This window comes from Rhodopseudomonas rhenobacensis, assembly GCF_014203125.1.
Classification (GTDB): Bacteria; Pseudomonadota; Alphaproteobacteria; order Rhizobiales; family Xanthobacteraceae; genus Rhodopseudomonas_A; species Rhodopseudomonas_A rhenobacensis.
In genome coordinates this window covers 245,526-263,584 of record NZ_JACHIH010000004.1, presented here as the reverse complement: position 1 = coordinate 263,584, position 18,059 = coordinate 245,526, and the positions used below count along the sequence as shown (strand labels likewise).

At 65.5% G+C, this 18,059-nt stretch carries 20 protein-coding genes; 17 read left to right on the top strand and 3 right to left on the bottom strand.

Features of this window, described 5'->3' with window-relative positions:
* The first annotated feature begins 19 nt into the window (after positions 1–19).
* Both gatC and HNR60_RS06230 read left to right on the top strand, forming a co-directional pair.
* Positions 20–307, top strand: a complete 288-nt coding sequence (gene gatC / locus HNR60_RS06235; protein ID WP_184255432.1) for an Asp-tRNA(Asn)/Glu-tRNA(Gln) amidotransferase subunit GatC — start codon at positions 20–22, stop codon at positions 305–307.
* Between the two features lie 22 nt (positions 308–329).
* Positions 330–536 carry a hypothetical protein gene (locus HNR60_RS06230; protein WP_184255430.1) on the top strand — a complete coding sequence of 69 codons (207 nt, stop codon included), beginning with the start codon at positions 330–332 and terminating at the stop codon, positions 534–536.
* Between the two features lie 49 nt (positions 537–585).
* On the opposite strand, the gene HNR60_RS06225 is transcribed toward HNR60_RS06230, so the two are convergent.
* Both HNR60_RS06225 and HNR60_RS06220 read right to left on the bottom strand, forming a co-directional pair.
* Complete coding sequence (locus tag HNR60_RS06225; RefSeq protein ID WP_184255428.1) at positions 586–873, bottom strand: BrnA antitoxin family protein; 288 nt, start codon at positions 871–873, stop codon at positions 586–588.
* Complete coding sequence (locus HNR60_RS06220) at positions 827–1,108, bottom strand: BrnT family toxin (protein WP_184255426.1); 282 nt, start codon at positions 1,106–1,108, stop codon at positions 827–829. Before HNR60_RS06220 ends, HNR60_RS06225 begins: the two co-directional genes overlap by 47 nt.
* Positions 1,109–1,296: 188 nt before the next feature.
* On the opposite strand from HNR60_RS06220, the gene gatA reads away from it, so the two are divergent.
* The 15 genes from gatA (at position 1,297) to HNR60_RS06145 (ending at position 16,923) form a co-directional block, all read left to right on the top strand.
* Positions 1,297–2,775, top strand: a complete 1,479-nt coding sequence (gatA, locus tag HNR60_RS06215; protein ID WP_184255424.1) for an Asp-tRNA(Asn)/Glu-tRNA(Gln) amidotransferase subunit GatA — start codon at positions 1,297–1,299, stop codon at positions 2,773–2,775.
* A gap of 73 nt (positions 2,776–2,848) precedes the next feature.
* Entirely contained in the window at positions 2,849–3,946 is a 1,098-nt protein-coding gene (locus HNR60_RS06210; protein WP_184255422.1) for a sensor histidine kinase, read from the top strand.
* Positions 3,947–4,131: 185 nt separating this feature from the next.
* Positions 4,132–5,514 (top strand): patatin-like phospholipase family protein, encoded by a 1,383-nt coding sequence (locus HNR60_RS06205; protein WP_184255420.1) that lies wholly within the window; start codon positions 4,132–4,134, stop codon positions 5,512–5,514.
* A gap of 83 nt (positions 5,515–5,597) precedes the next feature.
* Positions 5,598–5,993, top strand: coding sequence for a DUF7662 domain-containing protein (locus HNR60_RS06200; RefSeq protein ID WP_184255418.1), 396 nt, complete (start codon positions 5,598–5,600; stop codon positions 5,991–5,993).
* Positions 5,971–6,387, top strand: a complete 417-nt coding sequence (locus tag HNR60_RS06195; RefSeq protein ID WP_184255416.1) for a PIN domain-containing protein — start codon at positions 5,971–5,973, stop codon at positions 6,385–6,387. The genes HNR60_RS06200 and HNR60_RS06195 overlap by 23 nt, the downstream gene beginning before the upstream one ends.
* A gap of 24 nt (positions 6,388–6,411) precedes the next feature.
* Entirely contained in the window at positions 6,412–7,896 is a 1,485-nt protein-coding gene (gatB, locus tag HNR60_RS06190; RefSeq protein ID WP_184255414.1) for an Asp-tRNA(Asn)/Glu-tRNA(Gln) amidotransferase subunit GatB, read from the top strand.
* Positions 7,897–8,720: 824 nt separating this feature from the next.
* A complete protein-coding gene (locus tag HNR60_RS06185) occupies positions 8,721–9,131 on the top strand; it encodes a hypothetical protein (protein WP_184255412.1) in 411 nt (136 codons plus the stop codon).
* 122 nt (positions 9,132–9,253) lie between these two features.
* Positions 9,254–9,520 carry a sel1 repeat family protein gene (locus tag HNR60_RS06180; RefSeq protein ID WP_184255410.1) on the top strand — a complete coding sequence of 89 codons (267 nt, stop codon included), beginning with the start codon at positions 9,254–9,256 and terminating at the stop codon, positions 9,518–9,520.
* A gap of 505 nt (positions 9,521–10,025) precedes the next feature.
* Positions 10,026–10,472, top strand: a complete 447-nt coding sequence (locus HNR60_RS06175; protein ID WP_184255408.1) for a cache domain-containing protein — start codon at positions 10,026–10,028, stop codon at positions 10,470–10,472.
* 429 nt (positions 10,473–10,901) lie between these two features.
* Positions 10,902–11,489 carry an NnrU family protein gene (locus HNR60_RS06170; protein ID WP_184255406.1) on the top strand — a complete coding sequence of 196 codons (588 nt, stop codon included), beginning with the start codon at positions 10,902–10,904 and terminating at the stop codon, positions 11,487–11,489.
* A gap of 1 nt (position 11,490) precedes the next feature.
* The gene (gene panB / locus HNR60_RS06165; RefSeq protein ID WP_184255404.1) at positions 11,491–12,315 is read left to right on the top strand and encodes a 3-methyl-2-oxobutanoate hydroxymethyltransferase; all 825 of its coding nucleotides are present in this window, start codon (positions 11,491–11,493) and stop codon (positions 12,313–12,315) included.
* Between the two features lie 161 nt (positions 12,316–12,476).
* Entirely contained in the window at positions 12,477–13,130 is a 654-nt protein-coding gene (locus tag HNR60_RS06160; protein WP_184255402.1) for a tetratricopeptide repeat protein, read from the top strand.
* Between the two features lie 74 nt (positions 13,131–13,204).
* Complete coding sequence (locus HNR60_RS06155; RefSeq protein WP_184255400.1) at positions 13,205–13,723, top strand: hypothetical protein; 519 nt, start codon at positions 13,205–13,207, stop codon at positions 13,721–13,723.
* Between the two features lie 60 nt (positions 13,724–13,783).
* Positions 13,784–15,166 (top strand): ribosome biogenesis GTPase Der, encoded by a 1,383-nt coding sequence (der, locus tag HNR60_RS06150; RefSeq protein WP_184255515.1) that lies wholly within the window; start codon positions 13,784–13,786, stop codon positions 15,164–15,166.
* 518 nt (positions 15,167–15,684) lie between these two features.
* Positions 15,685–16,923, top strand: coding sequence for a TCR/Tet family MFS transporter (locus HNR60_RS06145; RefSeq protein ID WP_184255398.1), 1,239 nt, complete (start codon positions 15,685–15,687; stop codon positions 16,921–16,923).
* Positions 16,924–17,137: 214 nt separating this feature from the next.
* Here HNR60_RS06145 and HNR60_RS06140 read toward each other — a convergent pair whose 3' ends face one another.
* Positions 17,138–17,881, bottom strand: coding sequence for an SDR family NAD(P)-dependent oxidoreductase (locus HNR60_RS06140; RefSeq protein WP_184255396.1), 744 nt, complete (start codon positions 17,879–17,881; stop codon positions 17,138–17,140).
* Positions 17,882–18,059 lie beyond the last annotated feature (178 nt).

Genomic DNA, 18,059 nt, shown 5'->3' with positions numbered 1-18,059 from the left:
TGCGGGAAGGCCTTATATAATGTCCGTCGACGCCACCACCGTCCGCCGTATCGCGCATCTGGCGCGCATCGCCGTGACCGATGCCGAGGTCCCGCATCTGCAGGGCGAGCTCAATGCGATGCTGGCCTTCGTCGAGCAGCTGAGCGAGGTGGATGTTGACGACGTCGAGCCGATGACCTCGGTGACGCCGATGCAGATGAAGAAGCGCGCCGACGTGGTCAACGACGGCGAGATCGCCGATCAGGTGGTCGCCAACGCGCCCGCGACTGAGGATCATTTCTTTCTGGTGCCGAAGGTCGTCGAATAGCCGCGACGAGACGGGAAATCCGATGTGCCTGCTCTGCAACGATGAATCGGCCTATCTGGCTTACATGAACTACCTCGACGCGATGCAGCGCCAGGGCGAAACCGCCGATCCCGAAAAGGCGATGGGCGCGGTGCTCGACCAGCTCGAGAAGGTCGCCGCGGCAAAGCCGGTCGCGCCGGAAGACGACAAGACGCTGTCGCCATTCTTCTGCAGCCCGGTCAATAAATAACGCGTCCCGTTGCCGCACCAATTGACGGGCTGTGGCCGCAGCGCGCGTCTTACGCCTTCTTCAGCTTGCGGACGCGGCGCAGGTCGGCGTTGATCTGGGTCTGCCAGCCGGCGCCGAGCGCGCGATAGGCCTCCAGCACATCCACATCGAGCCGCAGCGTCACCGAGCTTTTCGGCTTGTCGCCGAGCGGTGGCCGTCCGCGGCGGATCACCTTGTCGCCGTCGCGGAACACCGCGCGATCCAGCATGGCGTCGGTCAATTCCGGTCCGTCGTCCGGATCGACCCATGGCCTACGTTTGCCTGAAATGATCGAGGAGCTTTTTTTCCTCTCGGGCATGACAGTACCTCATCGAAATGACGTGGCGGTTTTCGCCGCGTTGGGTCCAGACCATCATCACCATGCGGCGATCGAGCCATCCGACGGTGATTTCGCGGGTCTCGCCGTGGCCGATCTGATCACTGGTGAAGGTTGCGGTCTTGCCGGCGAACACCTTGGCCGCATCGGTGGCGAAGTCGATGCCGCGTTCCTTCAGGGTGATCTTGCGTTTGGCCGGATCGAAGGTGATCGCCATCGTCTATATATGTAGTTACAGAAATCGGTGCGGTCAACACATATGTCACTACAGAAACATCGCCGGCACAATTGCTTCATTTTCGACGGGCGCTGTGCTAGCCAGCCGGCTTGGCCGATACCCGGTTGGTTCACCGCGCTCGCGGGTCTCGTTCCAATGAAATCAATCACCTAGGTTGTATCCTTGCAATGACCGACCTGACATCGCTGACGCTCGCCGAGGCCCGTGACGGGCTCGTGGCCAAATCCTTCAGCTCGCTGCAATTGACCGACGCCCATCTCGCGGCGATCGAAGCCGCGCGGGTGCTGAACGCCTATGTGCTGGAAACGCCCGAGCAGGCGCGCAACATGGCGAAGGCGGCCGACGATCGGATCGCCAAAGGCGAGGCGGGGCCGCTGGAAGGCCTGCCGCTCGGCATCAAGGATCTGTTCGCGACCAAGGGCGTGCGAACCACCGCGTGTTCAAAAATCCTCGACGGCTTCACGCCGCCGTACGAGTCGACGGTGACCTCGCAGCTGTGGCGCGACGGCGCGGTGCTGCTCGGCAAGTTGAACAACGACGAATTCGCGATGGGCTCCTCGAACGAGACCTCGTGCTTCGGCCCGGTGGTCAATCCGTGGCGGCGCGACGGCTCGGATACCAAGCTGGTGCCCGGCGGCTCGTCGGGCGGTTCGGCCTCGGCGGTCGCCGCCGGCCTTTGCCTTGGCGCCACCGCGACCGACACCGGCGGCTCGATCCGGCAGCCCGCGGCGTTCACCGGCACCGTCGGCATCAAGCCGACCTATGGCCGCTGCTCGCGCTGGGGCATCGTCGCGTTCGCGTCCTCGCTCGACCAGGCCGGCCCGATCGCCCGCACCGTGCGCGACAGCGCGATCCTGTTGCGCTCGATGGCCGGCCACGATCCGAAGGACACCACGTCGGTGGACCGCGCGGTGCCGGACTACGAGAGCGCCGTTGGCCGCTCGGTCAAGGGCATGAAGATCGGCATTCCGAAGGAGTACCGCATCGACGGCATGCCGGCGGAGATCGAGGCGCTGTGGAAGCAGGGCGCGGACTGGCTGAAAGCCGCCGGCGCGGAACTGGTCGAAGTGTCGCTGCCGCACACCAAATACGCGCTGCCGGCCTATTATATCGTAGCCCCCGCGGAAGCCTCGTCGAATCTCGCGCGCTATGACGGCGTGCGCTACGGCGCCCGGGTCAACGGTCGCAACATCACCGAGATGTATGAGAACACCCGGGCGCAGGGCTTCGGCGCCGAGGTCCGCCGTCGCATCATGATCGGCACCTATGTGCTGTCGGCCGGCTATTACGACGCCTACTATCTTCGCGCGCAGAAGGTGCGCACGCTGATCAAGCGCGATTTCGAAGATTGTTTCGCGCAGGGCGTCTCGGCGATCCTGACCCCGGCGACGCCGTCGGCGGCGTTCGGCATCGGCGAAAAGGGTGGTGCCGATCCGGTAGAAATGTACCTCAACGACATCTTCACGGTGACGGTGAATATGGCCGGGCTGCCCGGCATTGCGGTTCCCGCCGGCAAGGATGCGCAGGGCCTGCCGCTTGGGCTGCAGTTGATTGGACGGCCATTCGACGAGGAAACGCTGTTTTCCCTCGGCGAGGTGATCGAGCAGGCGGCGGGCCGTTTCACCGCGGCAAAATGGTGGATTTGACCCCCGGGCATGGTTCTTGCGTTGCTTTTGACAATATGGTTGGTCATGCTTTCTCGATGAGAATGGGCCGCGGATGAGCGCTGACGAAGGACTGCCAGCTTCCGAACAGGTCGATCAGATCCTGGGGTCGTCGAAGCTCGTCTCGGCGATCGAGAACGACAAATACAAACATCTGCTGGACGCGGCCCCTGTGGCGGTCGCGGTGTCGCGCGGCTCCGGCGACGAGCAGCGCATGGTTTACGCCAACCGGGCGTTCGAGCAGCTGTTGTCGCTGCCGCATGCCGAGGTCGAGGGGCAAGTCTGGGCGTTTCTCGACGGCTTCCGCGACGAGGACAATCCGAACCGGACGCTGGGCCAGGCGATTCGCGACAGCGAGGATTTCATCGGCGTGTTTCGCCCGGTCACGCCGGCCGAACGTTTGGTGATCGTGCAGGCCTACGCCTCGGTGATCGAGAGCGACGACGGCGTGGAGAATTTCCGCATCGCCGCTTTGGTCGACGTCGCCGGCCGCGAGCGGGCGCAGATCGAGCAATTCGAAAACCAGATCCGCGATCGCGACATGCTGATGCGCGAATTGCAGCACCGGGTGAAGAACAATCTGCAGCTGATCACCGCGCTGGTGCGGCTCGAAGCCCGCTCGGCCGCGGAAGGCGAATCGGTGGCGCTGGCGCGGCTGGCGAGCCGGATCGATTCTCTGACTGTGCTGTACCGCATCCTGTCGGCGGAAAATGCCGTCGGCGACATCGATCTCGGCCAGTATCTGTCCGATATCGCCGACGCGGTGATGCAGGCCAACGCCATGCCCGGGATCGAGATCAACGTGCAGGCCGGCTATTGCCCGCTGTCGATCAACATCGCGATGCCGGCCGGCTTGCTGGTCAACGAGATGCTGACCAACGCGCTGAAATACGCCTTCGTCGGCCGCAGCGGCGGCAAGATCAAGCTGATCTGTACGTTGGAAGCAGGACGCGTCACCGTCATCGTCGCCGATGACGGCGTCGGGCTCGGCGACAACGTCGCGTGGCCGTCGCCGCGCAAGCTCGGCGCGCTGATCCTGCAGACGCTGAAGGAGAACGCCAAGAACGTCAGCTTCCGCGCCGAAAGCATCCGCGGCCAGGGCACGTTCTTCACCTTCGGCTTCGACCTCGGCGCCGCGCCGGCGCCGAATTGAGCGGCTCGGCCTTGCTCAGGCCTTGTTGCGGGCGCCGATCAGCGCGGCACAACGCTTCATTAAGGTGAACTGAACCTTTCGCCCGCACAGTCCTGGCTTCGCTAGGCTGCAGCGCGGCCGAACCCACATGCGGCGCTTCGCCTGAAGCCACGCCCGGATAGGAACGCGCGAGCGTTGGATCCTCGATGAATTGGCTGCGTTCCGTTTTCATACTGACGGCGACCTGCGCGGCGCTCGCCGGCTGCGCGTCGGTGCACAATCTTCCGGTGAACGTGCCGCTCGGCGCCGGCGCTGCGGAGAATACGCCGGTCTCGTTCGAGGCCGGCAAAGAGAGCGACGATGTCGTGGTGGGGCTGTCGTTCTCCGGCGGCGGTACCCGCGCCGCAGCGTTTTCGTTCGGCGTGTTGCAGGAGATGGACCGCAGTCCGGTGCGCGGCGCCAGCGGCTCGATGTTGGATCGAATCGATTTCGTTTCCGGAGTGTCCGGCGGCTCGGTCACGGCGGCTTATTTCGGCCTGAAGAAGCGCGCCGCGCTGGACGATTTCCGCGAGCGCTTCCTGTTGCGCAACGCCGAGGAGGGGCTGCAAACCTCGCTGACGCTCGACACCATCGGCCGCGCCTTCTCCGGCGGCGTCAACGATTCGCTCGGCTTCACCAAATGGCTCGACGCCAACCTGTTTGACGGCGCCACCTTCGCCCGGTTCCGCGAGTCCCGCCCGCAGATCTGGATCAACGCATCGGACATCTACAATCGGGTGCCGTTCGTGTTCGGCTCGGTGGCATTCACCGCGATCTGCAGCGACCTGTCGCGCTATCCGATATCGAGCGCGGTGGCGGCCTCGGCCGCGGTGCCGATCGCCTTCGCGCCCGCCGTGGTGCAGGCGTTTCCCGGCACCTGCAACGATCCGCTGCCGCCGTGGATCCTGCGCGCCGCCGCCGATCGCGACGCGGCGCCGATGCTCGGCTCGTTCGCCAAGGCGATCGTGCGCTATCGCGAGGGCCAGGTGCCGTTCATCAAGTTGCTCGACGGCGGGCTGGTGGACAATTACGGCATCTCCGGCTTCACCATCGAGCGGCAGTCGTCGACGACGCCCTACGGGCCGCTGACCCCGCAACAGGCGGTCAGGCTGCGGCGCGGCATGTTCCTGGTGGTCGATGCCAAAGCCGGCATCGCCGGCGACTGGGTGCAGAACGTCGAGGGCCCGAGCGGGGTCGAACTGATCAAGGCCGCGGTCAACACCACGATGGACGCCAGCGTCGGCGCCAGCTATTCGGCGTTCGACCGCACTATGTCGGATTGGCAGGCTTCGCTGGTGCGCTGGCGCTGCGGGCTGTCGGCGGCGGAGCGCCAACGCTACGGCGTGCGGCCGGGCTGGAATTGCAAGGACGTAAAGTTCTTCATCGGCCGGCTCGGCTTCGATCAGCTCGATGCGGCGCGCGCCACCCAGCTCGAAGCGGTGCCGACGCGGTTTCAGCTGCCGCCGCAGCAGGTCGACGACGTGATCGCCGCCGGTCGCGACGTGCTGCGCGCCAGCCCGACCTTCCGGGCCTTCGCCGCGAGCCTGTGAGCGATAACACCCAACGTCCACGCCGAGCTTGAACAGAGCTGCGAAAATAGTTACTGTGTAACTATTAATCGTTAGGAGGGGCGGTGGGTAAGTATGAGCCTTTGACGGAGTTTTTGCGGAAGCAAGCGACGCTCGAAGTTCGCATGAGCTTCGCGCAAGTCGAGCGCGTGCTTGGCTTCAAATTGCCGCCGGTCGCGCAGCGTCACCGGGCATGGTGGAGCAATTCACCAACCAACAATGTCATGACGAAGGCCTGGCTTGATGCGGGTTTCCGCAGCGAGCAAGTGGATATGGCGGCGGGCAAACTGGTGTTTCGGCGTCAAGAGGCGGGCAACCGCGCGGCGGTGCCGTCCGGTCGCCATCCATTATTCGGATGGATGAAAGGAACAGTCACATTTGCACCAGGGGTGGATCTGACCGAGCCGGCCGATCCAGAATGGGCAGATCGGATCGAACGTGAACTCCCCACTTCTGCTTGATACATGCGCGGCGATATGGATCGCCGAGGATCAACCCATCGCCGCCGAGGCCGCCGAGGTCATGGACCGCGCGATTGCTTGCAATGAACCCGTGTATATTTCACCGATTACGGGCTGGGAACTCGGCTTGCTGGTGTCGCGCGGCCGCATGAACTTGCTGGTCAGCCCGCAACGTTGGTTCGGTCGACTGTTGCAAGCTCCCGGGATCACCTTGGCAGGGCTGTCTCCTGACATCTTGATCTCGTCGTCGTTTCTGCCAGGAAGCCCGCCGCGTGATCCCGCCGACCGGATTTTCGCGGCGACGGCGCGTGAGTACGGCTACCGCTTGGTGACGCGGGACCGGATCTTATTGGCATATGCGCGTGAAGGGCATATTCAGGCATTGGCTTGTTGAGAGTACTATCGGGAAAGGCTCGCCATGAACGCACCTGTCAAACCATCGAAGCTGATCAAGGGCGCCACCGGCGACTGGGAGATCGTGATCGGGCTGGAGGTCCACGCCCAGGTCAGTTCGAAGTCGAAGTTGTTCTCCGCCGCCGCGACCGAATTCGGCGGCGACCCCAACGCCCATGTCTCGCTGGTCGACGCGGCGATGCCGGGGATGTTGCCGGTGATCAACGAGGAATGCGTCAAGCAGGCGGTACGGACCGGGCTCGGCCTCAACGCGCAGATCAACCTGCGCTCGACCTTCGACCGCAAGAACTATTTCTATCCCGATCTGCCGCAGGGCTATCAGATCAGCCAGTACAAGTCGCCGATCGTGGGCGAGGGCGTGATCCAAGTCGACGTGGAAGACGGTGAGGGCGTCAGCGTCGGCATCGAGCGGCTGCATCTGGAACAGGACGCCGGCAAGTTGCTGCACGACCAGAACCCGACGATGTCGCTGGTCGATCTCAACCGCTCCGGCGTGGCGCTGATGGAGATCGTCTCCAAGCCGGACATCCGCTCGGCCGAACAGGCCAAGGCCTACGTCAGCAAGCTGCGCACCATCCTGCGCTATCTCGGCACCTGCGACGGCGACATGGAGAAGGGCAGCCTGCGCGCCGACGTCAACGTCTCGGTGCGCAAGCCCGGCGGCCCGCTCGGCACCCGCTGCGAAATCAAGAACGTCAATTCGATCCGCTTCGTTGGCCAGGCGGTCGACTACGAAGCCCGGCGCCAGATCGGCATTCTCGAGGACGGCGGCACGATCAACCAGGAGACTCGGCTGTTCGACGCCGGCCGTGGCGAGACCCGGTCGATGCGATCGAAGGAAGAGGCGCACGACTATCGCTACTTCCCGGATCCCGATCTGCTGCCGCTGGAGTTCGATCAAGCTTTCGTCGACGCGCTGAAGGCGGAACTGCCGGAACTGCCGGACGCCAAGAAGGCGCGCTTCATCGCTGACTTCGGGCTGTCGGCCGACGACGCTGGCGTGCTGGTCAGCGAGCGCGAGAGCGCCGAGTTTTATGAAGCGGTTCTCGGCGAACTCGCCAATCCGCTCCGCGATGGCAAGCTCGCCGCCAATTGGGTGATCAACGAATTGTTCGGCCGGCTCAACAAGGAAGGCGTGGCGATCGAAGCCTCACCGGTGTCGGCGGCGCAGTTGGCCGCGATCGTCGATCTGATCGGCGAAGCAACCATCTCCGGCAAGATCGCCAAGGAACTGTTCGAGATCGTCTGGCAGCAGGGCGGCGACCCGCGCGCCATCGTGGACGCGCGCGGCATGAAGCAAGTCACCGACAGCGGTGCGATCGAGAAGGTGGTCGACGACATCGTCAACGCCAACCCCGACAAGGTCGCGCAGGCGCAAGCCAAGCCGGCATTGATCGGCTGGTTCGTCGGCCAGGTGATGAAGTCGTCGGGCGGTAAGGCCAATCCGCAGACCGTCAACGACCTCCTGAAGCGCAAGCTCGGCCTCTGAACGCGGCGGCGCGGCGGCTCGCCGCCGCCGATTTGCACCGACGGCGACGCGTCGATCGCGTCGCCATGACGCGATGCGGAGTGCCGACGCGCAGCTCCGGATCGCGAATCACCTTCGCCGATTCGCCGAAAACGCCCGGTTTTGCGAGGCTGTTGGCGACATGAAGGTGGAAAACCCGAAAATTTTTTCGTTGCCAAACATCCCGACTCAGAGTCCGGAAGCGGCGATTCCAACGCATCAGCGCAACTCGCGGCGAAGCGCGCCGTTATTACTTCGCTCAACTTGCAAATTACAAAAATACCTGTGGCACAAGGGCTTTCTGCAATCTTGACATTCGTCGACGTAGCTTTTTAGCGCACTATTTGCATCGCTCGGTGCGCGCGCGACGGCGATGTGAAGCAACGTAAGGCGCGCGCGGCGACATAGCGCCATCAACACTTCCTTAAGTGGGACACTGTTTTTTCTAATGTGTTGGTGTATTCGGGTTGTAGTGCATTTCGATTCCCGAGTGCACGCAGCGTTGAAGCCATCTCACTTATCGGAGGGCAACATGGCCAAGAAAGCTAAGAAGGCAGCGAAGAAGACCGTGAAGAAGACGGCGAAGAGCGCGGTGAAGAAGACCGCGAAGAAGACCAAGAAGGTCGCCAAGAAGAAGTAACCTCGCCGCAGATAATTGCCGGCGGCTTTGACGCCGGCGACGTCACACGAGCCGGCGGACCAGTTCGCTTCAGCTATGACATTCTTGAAGAGAGCGAACTTCAACCACGGCTCTGGTCGACGAAAGAGGGTGTCGGCGAGACATCAGGTCAAACGGCCGGATCGAGATGATCACCGGGGTGTCCCGGGTCGAGAACCGGTTCGGCGGAAGAAACAGTTTCTTCATGCGGTGCGGATCTTTGCGTCCGCGGTTTCACCGGCGGGTCACCGCAGCAGTGAAATTTGACCCTGACGTGTTCGCCGACGCCCTCGTCTTTGTTCCGCCGCGGATCGCCGCCCGGCGTTTGAACACACTTTCTCCCCTAAGCCAATGTGATCGTCCGCCGCCGCGCCGCTCGGCTGCCGCAGCGCTGTCCGACGCGATCTCGCGTGATCGCCGCGATGGTTATCGATGTCGCAACGCCGAAGGTAAACCAAACCTGGGCGGTCGGCACAAAGCGCTGCGCCGCAATGGTTTCTTGAATCGCAGCGAATTCGAAACCATGCCGCGTTCAGATTCGATTCATCGCGATACTTAAACTGCTCTTCAAATGTGATCGGCATGCTCCTCCCAACGCGCCGGGAAACGGCGGGGGGATGGGTTGGACGATTGGACAGGACGCCGCACCGGAAGACCGGGCCGGCTGAGATGGAGAGACAGATGTTTCAGGGCAATTTCAATCTGGATGGCGCAACGCCCGTCGAAGCGGGCGGCAATCCCGACGTGCTGTTCGAGCTCGGCTTGCTGTATGCCTGCGGCCGCTCGGTCGGCCTCGACCTGATCGCGGCGCACAAATGGTTCAACCTCGCGGCGCTGAAGGGCCGGGTCGACGCCATCGCGCTCCGTCGCGAGGTCGCCGAACTGATGACGGAAAGCGAAATCGCGCGGGCGCAGCGCGAGGCACGGGCCTGGATGGCCGCGCACTGATCGTCGTCGCCATGAACCGCTGATTTCTGTCAGCGAGCCGTCATCCGCGATGGCTTTCGGCTACGACCGGCCGCTTCGCGAGAAGACGTTCCGCCGGTCAGCTCGCCAAGCGTGATCTCGGTAGCGCGACATCTGATGATGCTGTTCCGCCACGGCGCTGCGAGCGGCCGTGTTGTCACTCGCCGGCGTGTCCGCCGAGTTGAAGCGGCGCAGCGGCGCCCCGGTGGCGGCGACGTCGAGAGGCGAAGTCTCCGACGCCCGGCGGTCCGACGCCGGCAGGGGCGTCCTGCGCGACCTCTGGTAACTGCCGAAATCCTTACCGACGGAATGACGTGACGATTTGTCGATCGAGCCCCTCGCCCGAGGCGGTGGGGTTTTTCGTCGCAGCGCACAACAAGCGGTAACAGCGTATCGGGATTAGTCATAAGTCGCGCAGACCGCGCCGCTACGGCAAATGTAGTCTCCCCGCAGCTCCGAAACAGGAGCCTACAAGGAGGAAACTGCCATGAAAAGGAAGACACTGTTCTGCCTCGCCGCCATGGTTGGCGCGCTCACCGTCTCGGCCGCGTCGGCCGCCGAATTCGGCACGGCTGACGAAGCCAAGGCGATGCTCAACAAGGCCGCCGCCGCGGTGAAGGCCGACAAGGCCACCGCGCTCGCGCAGTTCGCCAAGGGCGAAGGCGGCTTCAAGGACCGCGACCTCTATCCGTTCTGCGGCGGTCCCGACGGCCTGTTCACCGCGCATCCGACGCTGACCGGCAAGAGCCTCAAGGAACTCAAGGACAAGACCGGCAAGGCGCTCGGCGAAGAGATCTACGCCACCGCCAAGGAAGGCGACGTCAAGGAAGTCAGCTACATGTGGCCGCGTCCCGGCCAGACCGACCCGGTGCAGAAGGTGTCCTTCGTCACCAAGGTCGGCGACCAGACCTGCGCGGTCGGCTACTACAAGTAAGTCTATTCGAGCGGCGGCGAGGAGTCTCGCCGCCGCACTTCTCGGCTGGCATCGGCACCGCAGAGTTCCGTTCGGCGCGATCGTTGGTGACGCGCCGCCGATCCAACACCCGTCTCTCCACGGCCGCGACCTCGCCCTAAAAGCATCGACGCCTGTCGCGGCCATGCGGGTCCGCTGGACGTCGTAAACCTGGAGCGCTCGCCCGGGTACGCACGATTGGAGAGGTCAACGGCGCAACTCGGCGCGCTGATCGAGAACGGCGAAAGCCGGGCCGGGCCGACAGGCCGGCCATGCGCCCCGCGCAGCATTGCCTCGTTCCTATAAAGAATGTTACGCGGAACAGCTTGCGCGCTGCGGCGACGACCTGCCGAAGGCGCGGATCAGAGTTGAAATTGGCCGGCGCGGGCGGGCAGCGCCAAGGGGAGAGCCATGGGACTTGCGATCATGATCCTGGGGTTGGCGCTGTTCGTCGGCGTCCACGTCGTGACCACGCGGCGCGATCTGCGCGCGCGGTTGATCGGATTTGGCGGCGAGGCGGTCTACAAGATCGGCTATGCGATCCTCGCCATCATCGGCATCGGGCTGATCTCCTACGGCTTTGGCGACTATCGCGCCGCCGGCATGATCGACATCTGGCACCCGCCGGTCTGGACCAAGCATCTCGCCGCCGCCTTGATGCTGCCCGCCGTGATCATGGTGGTGTCGGCCTATCTGCGCGGCCGCATCTACACCGCGCTGAAACATCCGATGCTGACCGGGGTGAAGACCTGGGCGGTGGCGCATCTGATCGCCAATGGCGATCTCGGCTCGATCATCCTGTTCGGCTCGATCCTGGGCTGGGCGGTGTTCGACCGCATCTCGCTGAAGCGTCGCAGCGATCCCGGCGCCCCGCCGATCCCGGTGGGCGGGCCGAAGAACGACCTGATCGCGATCGCGGTCGGCATCGTGGCTTATCTGGCATTGGCCTTCGCCTTCCACCCGGTGGTGATCGGCGTTCCCGTATTCGGAGCTGCCTAAGATGTCCGTGCAATCCACGATCAAGCGCAAGACCGCCCCGGAGATCCGCGCCCGCAAGGGCGGCGATCCGGTGGTGATGCTGACCTCGTACCACGCCCACACCGCCGCCCTGGTCGATCGCTATTGCGATGTCATCCTGGTCGGCGATTCGCTCGGCAATGTGATGCACGGCTTCGAGACCACGGTGCCGGTGACGCTCGACATGATGATTCTGCAGGGTCGCGCGGTGATGCGCGGCTCCAAGGAAGCGATGGTGGTGGTCGACATGCCGTTCGGCTCCTACGAGGCGTCGAAGGAGCAGGCGTTCCACTCCGCGGTGCGGATCATGAAGGAAAGCCTGTGCGGCGGGGTGAAGCTGGAGGGCGGCGTGAAGATGGCCGAGACCATCCGCTTCCTCACCGAGCGCGGCGTGCCGGTGATGGGCCATATCGGGCTGACGCCGCAGTCGATCAACACGCTGGGCTCGTTCCGCGCGCAGGGCCGCGAGGAGAGCGACTGGGCGCCGATCGAGGCCGACGCCCGCGCGGTCGCCGAGGCCGGCGCGTTCTCGGTGGTGATCGAAGCGGTGGCCGAGCCGCTGGCGGCCAAGATCACCAAGGACATCGCGATTCCGACCATCGGCATCGGCGCCAGCGCGGCCTGCGACGGCCAGGTGCTGGTGTTGGAAGACATGCTCGGGCTGTCGCCGTGGGCGCCGAAATTCGTCAAGCGGTTCGGCGATCTCGGCCCCGGCATCGAAGCCGCGATCAGGGACTACGCCAGCGAGGTTCGCTCCCGCGCGTTTCCGGGACCGCAGCACGTCTACGGCATGAAGGCGAAAAGCTGAACCGCGGCGGCACGTCGCAGCCTTCGCTTAGTCAACACGTTGGCTGGGCTTGCTTTGCCTTGCCGTCGCCATATCGCTAGGGTATCGCCGCCGCGGGATCGCGGGCGGCGCACGCCGGCGCGCCGAGGCGCTGCCGCCATTCGGGGATGGGATAGATTTAAGTGTCTGAATTATTTAACGAAGTCGACGAAGACCTGCGCCGCGAACAGCTCAAGCGGCTGTGGGATCGTTACTCGCTGTTGATCATCGCGCTCGCGATTCTGATCATCGTCGGAGTCGGCGGTTGGCGCGGGTATCAGTATTTCGAGGCCAAGAAGGCCGCCGAGGCCGGCGCTGCGTTCAATCAGGCGTCCGACCTGTCCGAACAGAACAAGCACGCCGAGGCCGAAGCCGCGTTCGCCAAGATCGCCGCCACCGCGCCGGCCGGCTATCGCACCCTGGCGCGGCTGCGCGCTGCCGCTGAGATCGCCGCGCGTGATACGCAGGCCGCCGCCAAGGCCTTCGACGCGATTGCGGCCGATGCCGCGGTGCCCGCCGTCGATCGCGACCTGGCAAAAGTCCGCGCTGCTGGCCTGCTTCTTGAAACCGCGAGCTACCCTGACATGCTGCAGCGACTGGAGCCGGCGACCACGACGGCGGGCACCTATCGCCACACCGCGCGCGAACTGCTGGCGCTGTCGGCCTGGCGCACCGGCGACGCCACCGCGGCGCGCAAATGGCTCGAGCTGATTTCCACCGATGCCGAGACGCCGTCGAGCCTGCGCAGCCGCGCCGACGTGCTGCAGGCGCTGCTGCCGCCGGCCGCCAAAAGCTGACGCGAAAAGCTTGTGGCAAACCCAAGGCAAGCAAAACGACACCGACAAGTCGCCCCGAGTTGAGTGAGACCCCCATGCGCCGTACCTCTCGTCTGATTTCTGCCGCCGTGCTGATCGCGCTCGCGAGTGCGCTGACCGGCTGCGGCAGCACCACGGGCTGGGACCCCACCGACCTGCTCGACTTCCTCGACACCAAGAAGAAGCTGCCGGGCGATCGCAAGCCGGTGTTCCCCGAAGGCGTCCCGGGGCTCGAGCAGGGCGTGCCGAAGAACCTCTACCGCGGCGCGGTCGAGGAGCCGCAGCCGGAGGCCACGCCGGCGCCGGTCGAGGAAGCCAAGCCGAAGCGCGCTTCGAAGCCGAAGGCCCGCAGCAAGCCCGCGGTCGCCCGCGCCCCGGCGCAAGAGGCCGAACCGGCGCCCGAAGAAGACGGCAGCCTGTCGGCGGCCCCGCCGGCGCCGAAGCCCGCCAAACAATCGCGCCGCCGCACCACCGCGCCGCCGCCGGACGAACCCGCCGCGGCGACCACCACCACCGCGCCGGCGCCGTCCTCGGCCTTCCCGGCGCCGCTGCCGGGCGGCAGTTTCCAGCGCTGAGCGGGCCGCTTCGCGCGCCCGACATTGACATGTCGCCGGGAATGAGTGCACGCATCAGCGATGTCGTTCACCTTTGCTATTATCGGCCGGCCCAACGTCGGCAAATCCACGCTGTTCAACCGTCTGGTTGGGCAGAAGCTCGCGCTGGTCGATGACACGCCGGGGGTGACCCGCGATCGTCGCGAAGGCCAGGGCAAGCTCGGCGACCTCGAATTCACCATCATCGACACTGCCGGCCTCGACGAGGGCGCCAAGGGCTCGCTGGTGGCGCGGATGCAGGAGCAGACCGAGGCGGCGATCGCCTTGGCGGATGCGCTGATGTTCGTGATCGACGCCCGCGCCGGGCTCACGCCGAACGACCGCGCCTTCGCCGACTTCGCCCGCCGCGCCAACAAGCCGGTGATCCTGGTCGCCAACAAGAGCGAGGGCCGGCACGGCGAGATCGGCGCGATGGAATCCTACGCGCTCGGGCTCGGCGATCCGATCCAGATTTCCGCCGAGCACGGCGAGGGTCTCAGCGATCTCTACGACGCGTTGCGCGCGGTGATGCCGGAGCCCGACGTGTTGTTCGACGAGGACGACGAGGTCGAGGGCGTCAGCGAGGAAGATTTCTCCACCCGGCCGATCCGGGTCGCGATCGTCGGCCGGCCGAACGCCGGCAAGTCGACCATGATCAACCATCTGCTCGGCGAGGAGCGGCTGTTGACCAGCGCCGAAGCCGGCACCACGCGGGATTCGATCTCGGTCGAGGTCGACTACAAGGGCCGCCAATTCCGGATCTTCGACACCGCCGGCTTACGCCGCCGCTCGCGGATCGAGGAGAAGCTGGAGAAGCTTTCGGTTGCGGATGCGCTGCGCGCCATCCGTTTCGCCGAAGTCGTCGTGCTGATGATGGATTCGCAGAACAAGTTCGAGGAGCAGGACCTGCGGATCGCCGACCTGATCGAGCGCGAGGGCCGCGCGCTGGTGATCGCGGTCAACAAATGGGATCTGATGGGCAAGCAGGCGAGCCTCGTGGCGGGGCTGCGCGCCGACGTCGATCACCTGCTGCCGCAGGTCAAGGGCGTGCCGATCGTCGCGGTGTCCGGACTGATGGGCGAGGGCATCGACCGGCTGATGAAGGCGATCGAGGATTCTTACGCAGTGTGGAACCGGCGGGTGCCGACCGCCTCGCTCAATCGCTGGTTCGAACAGGCAGTCGAGACCAACCCGCCGCCGGCGGTGTCGGGCCGTCGGCTGAAGCTGAACTACGTGACGCAGGCCAAGGCGCGGCCGCCGAGCTTCATCGTATTCTGCTCGCGCGCCGACGCGGTGCCGGAATCGTACCTGCGTTATCTCGTGAATAGCCTGCGGGCGTTCTTCGATCTGCCCGGCACGCCGGTGCGCATCACGCTGCGCGAAAAGGCCAACCCGTTCGCGCATAAGCGCCGGCGGCCGAACTAGCCGAGTCCTCATGGTGAGGAGCGCGCCCGCTTCGGCGCGCGTCTCGAAGGATGAGGAAGACCTCGCGCCGCTCGCGTCAACGTTGCCGGAATAGCTTTTGCGATCCCGTGCCCCGGACGCGGTGCAACGCGCCGCTCTTGCGGCGTGGTGCGCCGCAGAGCCGGGGCCGTTACGACGGCTGCGCTTGGAACGGTCCCGGCTCGCCTCGCAGCGCAAGCGCGCTGCTCGGCGTCCGGGACACGATGTCCGGGATGACGGCGGTGCGAGTGGCAGGGGCAGAGGCTTCCGCGTCGCGATCACCAGCAGTGACCGCCATTTTGCGAATTGCCCGGGTTGCCGCGAGGCATTAGCTTGCGGAATGCGCCGGCCCTTGGCGCAGGGGCGCAGCGCAATCCATGACTGTCGAACAGCCTGACGCGGAAGCCCACGCGACGCCTCCGGCCGAGATGGCTTCGGCGGTGACGCCTGTAGGCGAGACAGCCGCGGCGCCTGCAGCCGAGACAGCCGCAACGCCTCCGATGGAAGGGCCGCGCCGCGCCGCGGTCGGCTTCATCTTCATCACCATCCTGCTCGACATGCTGTCGATCGGCATGATCCTGCCGATTCTGCCGAAGCTGGTGGAGAGCTTCGCCGACAACAACACCGCGGACGCCGCCAAGATCTACGGCCTGTTCGGCACCGCCTGGGCGCTGATGCAGTTCTTTGCCTCGCCGGTGCTCGGCGCGCTGAGCGATCGGTTCGGCCGCCGCCCGGTGATCCTGCTGTCGAATTTCGGGCTCGGGCTCGACTACATCATGATGGCGCTGGCGCCGTCGCTGGGCTGGCTGTTCGTCGGCCGGATGATTTCCGGCGTCACCTCGGCCAGCATTTCCACCTCGTTCGCCTATATCGCCGACGTCACGGCGCCGGAGAAACGCGCCGCGGTGTTCGGCAAGATCGGCGCGGCGTTCGGGCTGGGATTCATCTTCGGGCCTGCGATCGGCGGGCTGCTCGGCGGCGTCGACCCGCGGCTGCCGTTCTGGGTGGCGGCGGGCTTGAGCCTCGCCAACGCGATGTACGGCTACTTCGTGCTGCCGGAATCGCTGCCGAAGGAGCGCCGCTCGGCGTTCAAATGGCGCAGCGCCAATCCGCTCGGCGCGCTGCGGCTATTACGCTCCAACGCCACGCTGGCGGCGCTCGCGGTGGTGACGTTCTGCGCCGAGGTGGCGCATGTCGCGCTGCCGGCGACTTTCGTGCTGTACACCACCTATCGCTACGGCTGGGACCAGACCACGGTCGGGCTGGCGCTGGCCTTCGTCGGGCTGTGCACCACGATCGTGCAGGGCGGGCTGGTTGGGCCGGCGCTGAAGCTGCTCGGCGAGCGCTGGGCGATGATTCTTGGCTATGGCGGCGGCGCGCTCGGCTTTGCGATCTACGCGTTCGCGCCGAACGGGCCGCTGTTCTGGATCGGCATCCCGGTGATGACGATCTGGGGCATCGCCGGACCCGCGACCTCAAGCCTGATGACGCGGCTGGTGCCGGCGGATCAGCAGGGCCAGTTGCAGGGCGCCAACACCAGCGTCAACAGCGTCGCCGAACTGGTCGGCCCGTCGCTGTTCACGCTGATCTTCGCGTACTTCATCGCCGACGGCACGCCGCTGCATCTGCCCGGCGCGCCGTTCATCGTGGCGGGTGCGCTGTTGCTGGTGTCGATGCTGATCGCCGGCAGCGCGGTGGCGGCGATGCGGCGCGAGCAGGCGGCGGCGCAAGAGCGCTGACGCGCGAGAGAACTGAGCAGCGGTTAGTCTTGTCCGGCGACCCAACCCCCCGTCATTCCGGGGCGCGAGCCCGCTTGGGCGAGCGAACCCGGAATCTTGCCACGGGGTCAGGTGTCAGTGCGTGTCGCAAGATTCCGGGTTCGCTCGAGCTGGCGCTCTCGCGCCCCGGAATGACGCCGTGGTTGATGTCGCAGCTACGTGCGGCGAGCGAGCGCTACACCGCCGCGGCAAAGTCCTTCAGCGTGCGGCTCTTGTAGTCATAGAGCTTGCCGTTGTCGCTGCACGACGGCAGGCACAGCGGGAGCAGCAACTCGGCGACTTCGTCGGCGGTGGGCAGCGTTTCCGGGTCTTCCCCCGGCATGATGGTGGCGCGCAGCTTGGTGCGGACCGGACCGGGATCGAACAGGTTGACGCGCAGCGCGGTGGTGGCGTTCTCCGCCGCCCACACCCGCGTCAAGGTTTCCAGCGCGGCTTTCGAGGCCGCCGCGGGGCCGCGATAGGCCGGCGCGCGACGCGCCTCGTCGCAGCTGATCATCACCGCGCGGCCGGCGTCGGAGGCGCGCAGCAGCGGCTCCATGCAGCGGATCAGCTGGAAATTGGCGTTGAGGTTGATCGCCATCACGTCGCCCCACGGCTTCGGCGCGATATGGCCGAGCGGCGACGACGGCCCGGCGATGCCGGCATTGCTGACGAAGATGTCGAGCTTGCCGTGGCGCTCGTGCAAGACGCCGCCGAGCCGGGCGATGGCTTCGAGATCGGTGAGGTCGAGCGGCACCAGCGTGGCGCCTTCGCCGGTGTCGCGGCGGATCTCGTCGTCGAGCTCTTCCAGCCCGCCCTGGGTGCGCGCCACCGCGATGACATGGGCACCGGCTCGGGCCAGCGCACGGGCGGTGGCGTAGCCGAGGCCGCGCGAGGCGCCGGTGACGAGAGCGAGGCGGGAGGCGAGGGGCAGGGTCATGGCGCGTTGTGATCCGTCACAGCCGGGCGGAGGCCGGCGATTCACAGCGTCTTTTAAAGACGTTGCCGCCCGGCACAAGGCCGGGCGCGACGAACTTTAGAGCATGATCCCGAAAAGTGGATCGCGGTTTTCGGATAAGATCATGCTCAATCAAAAAGCCAGTGAGGGCGCGGCCGAT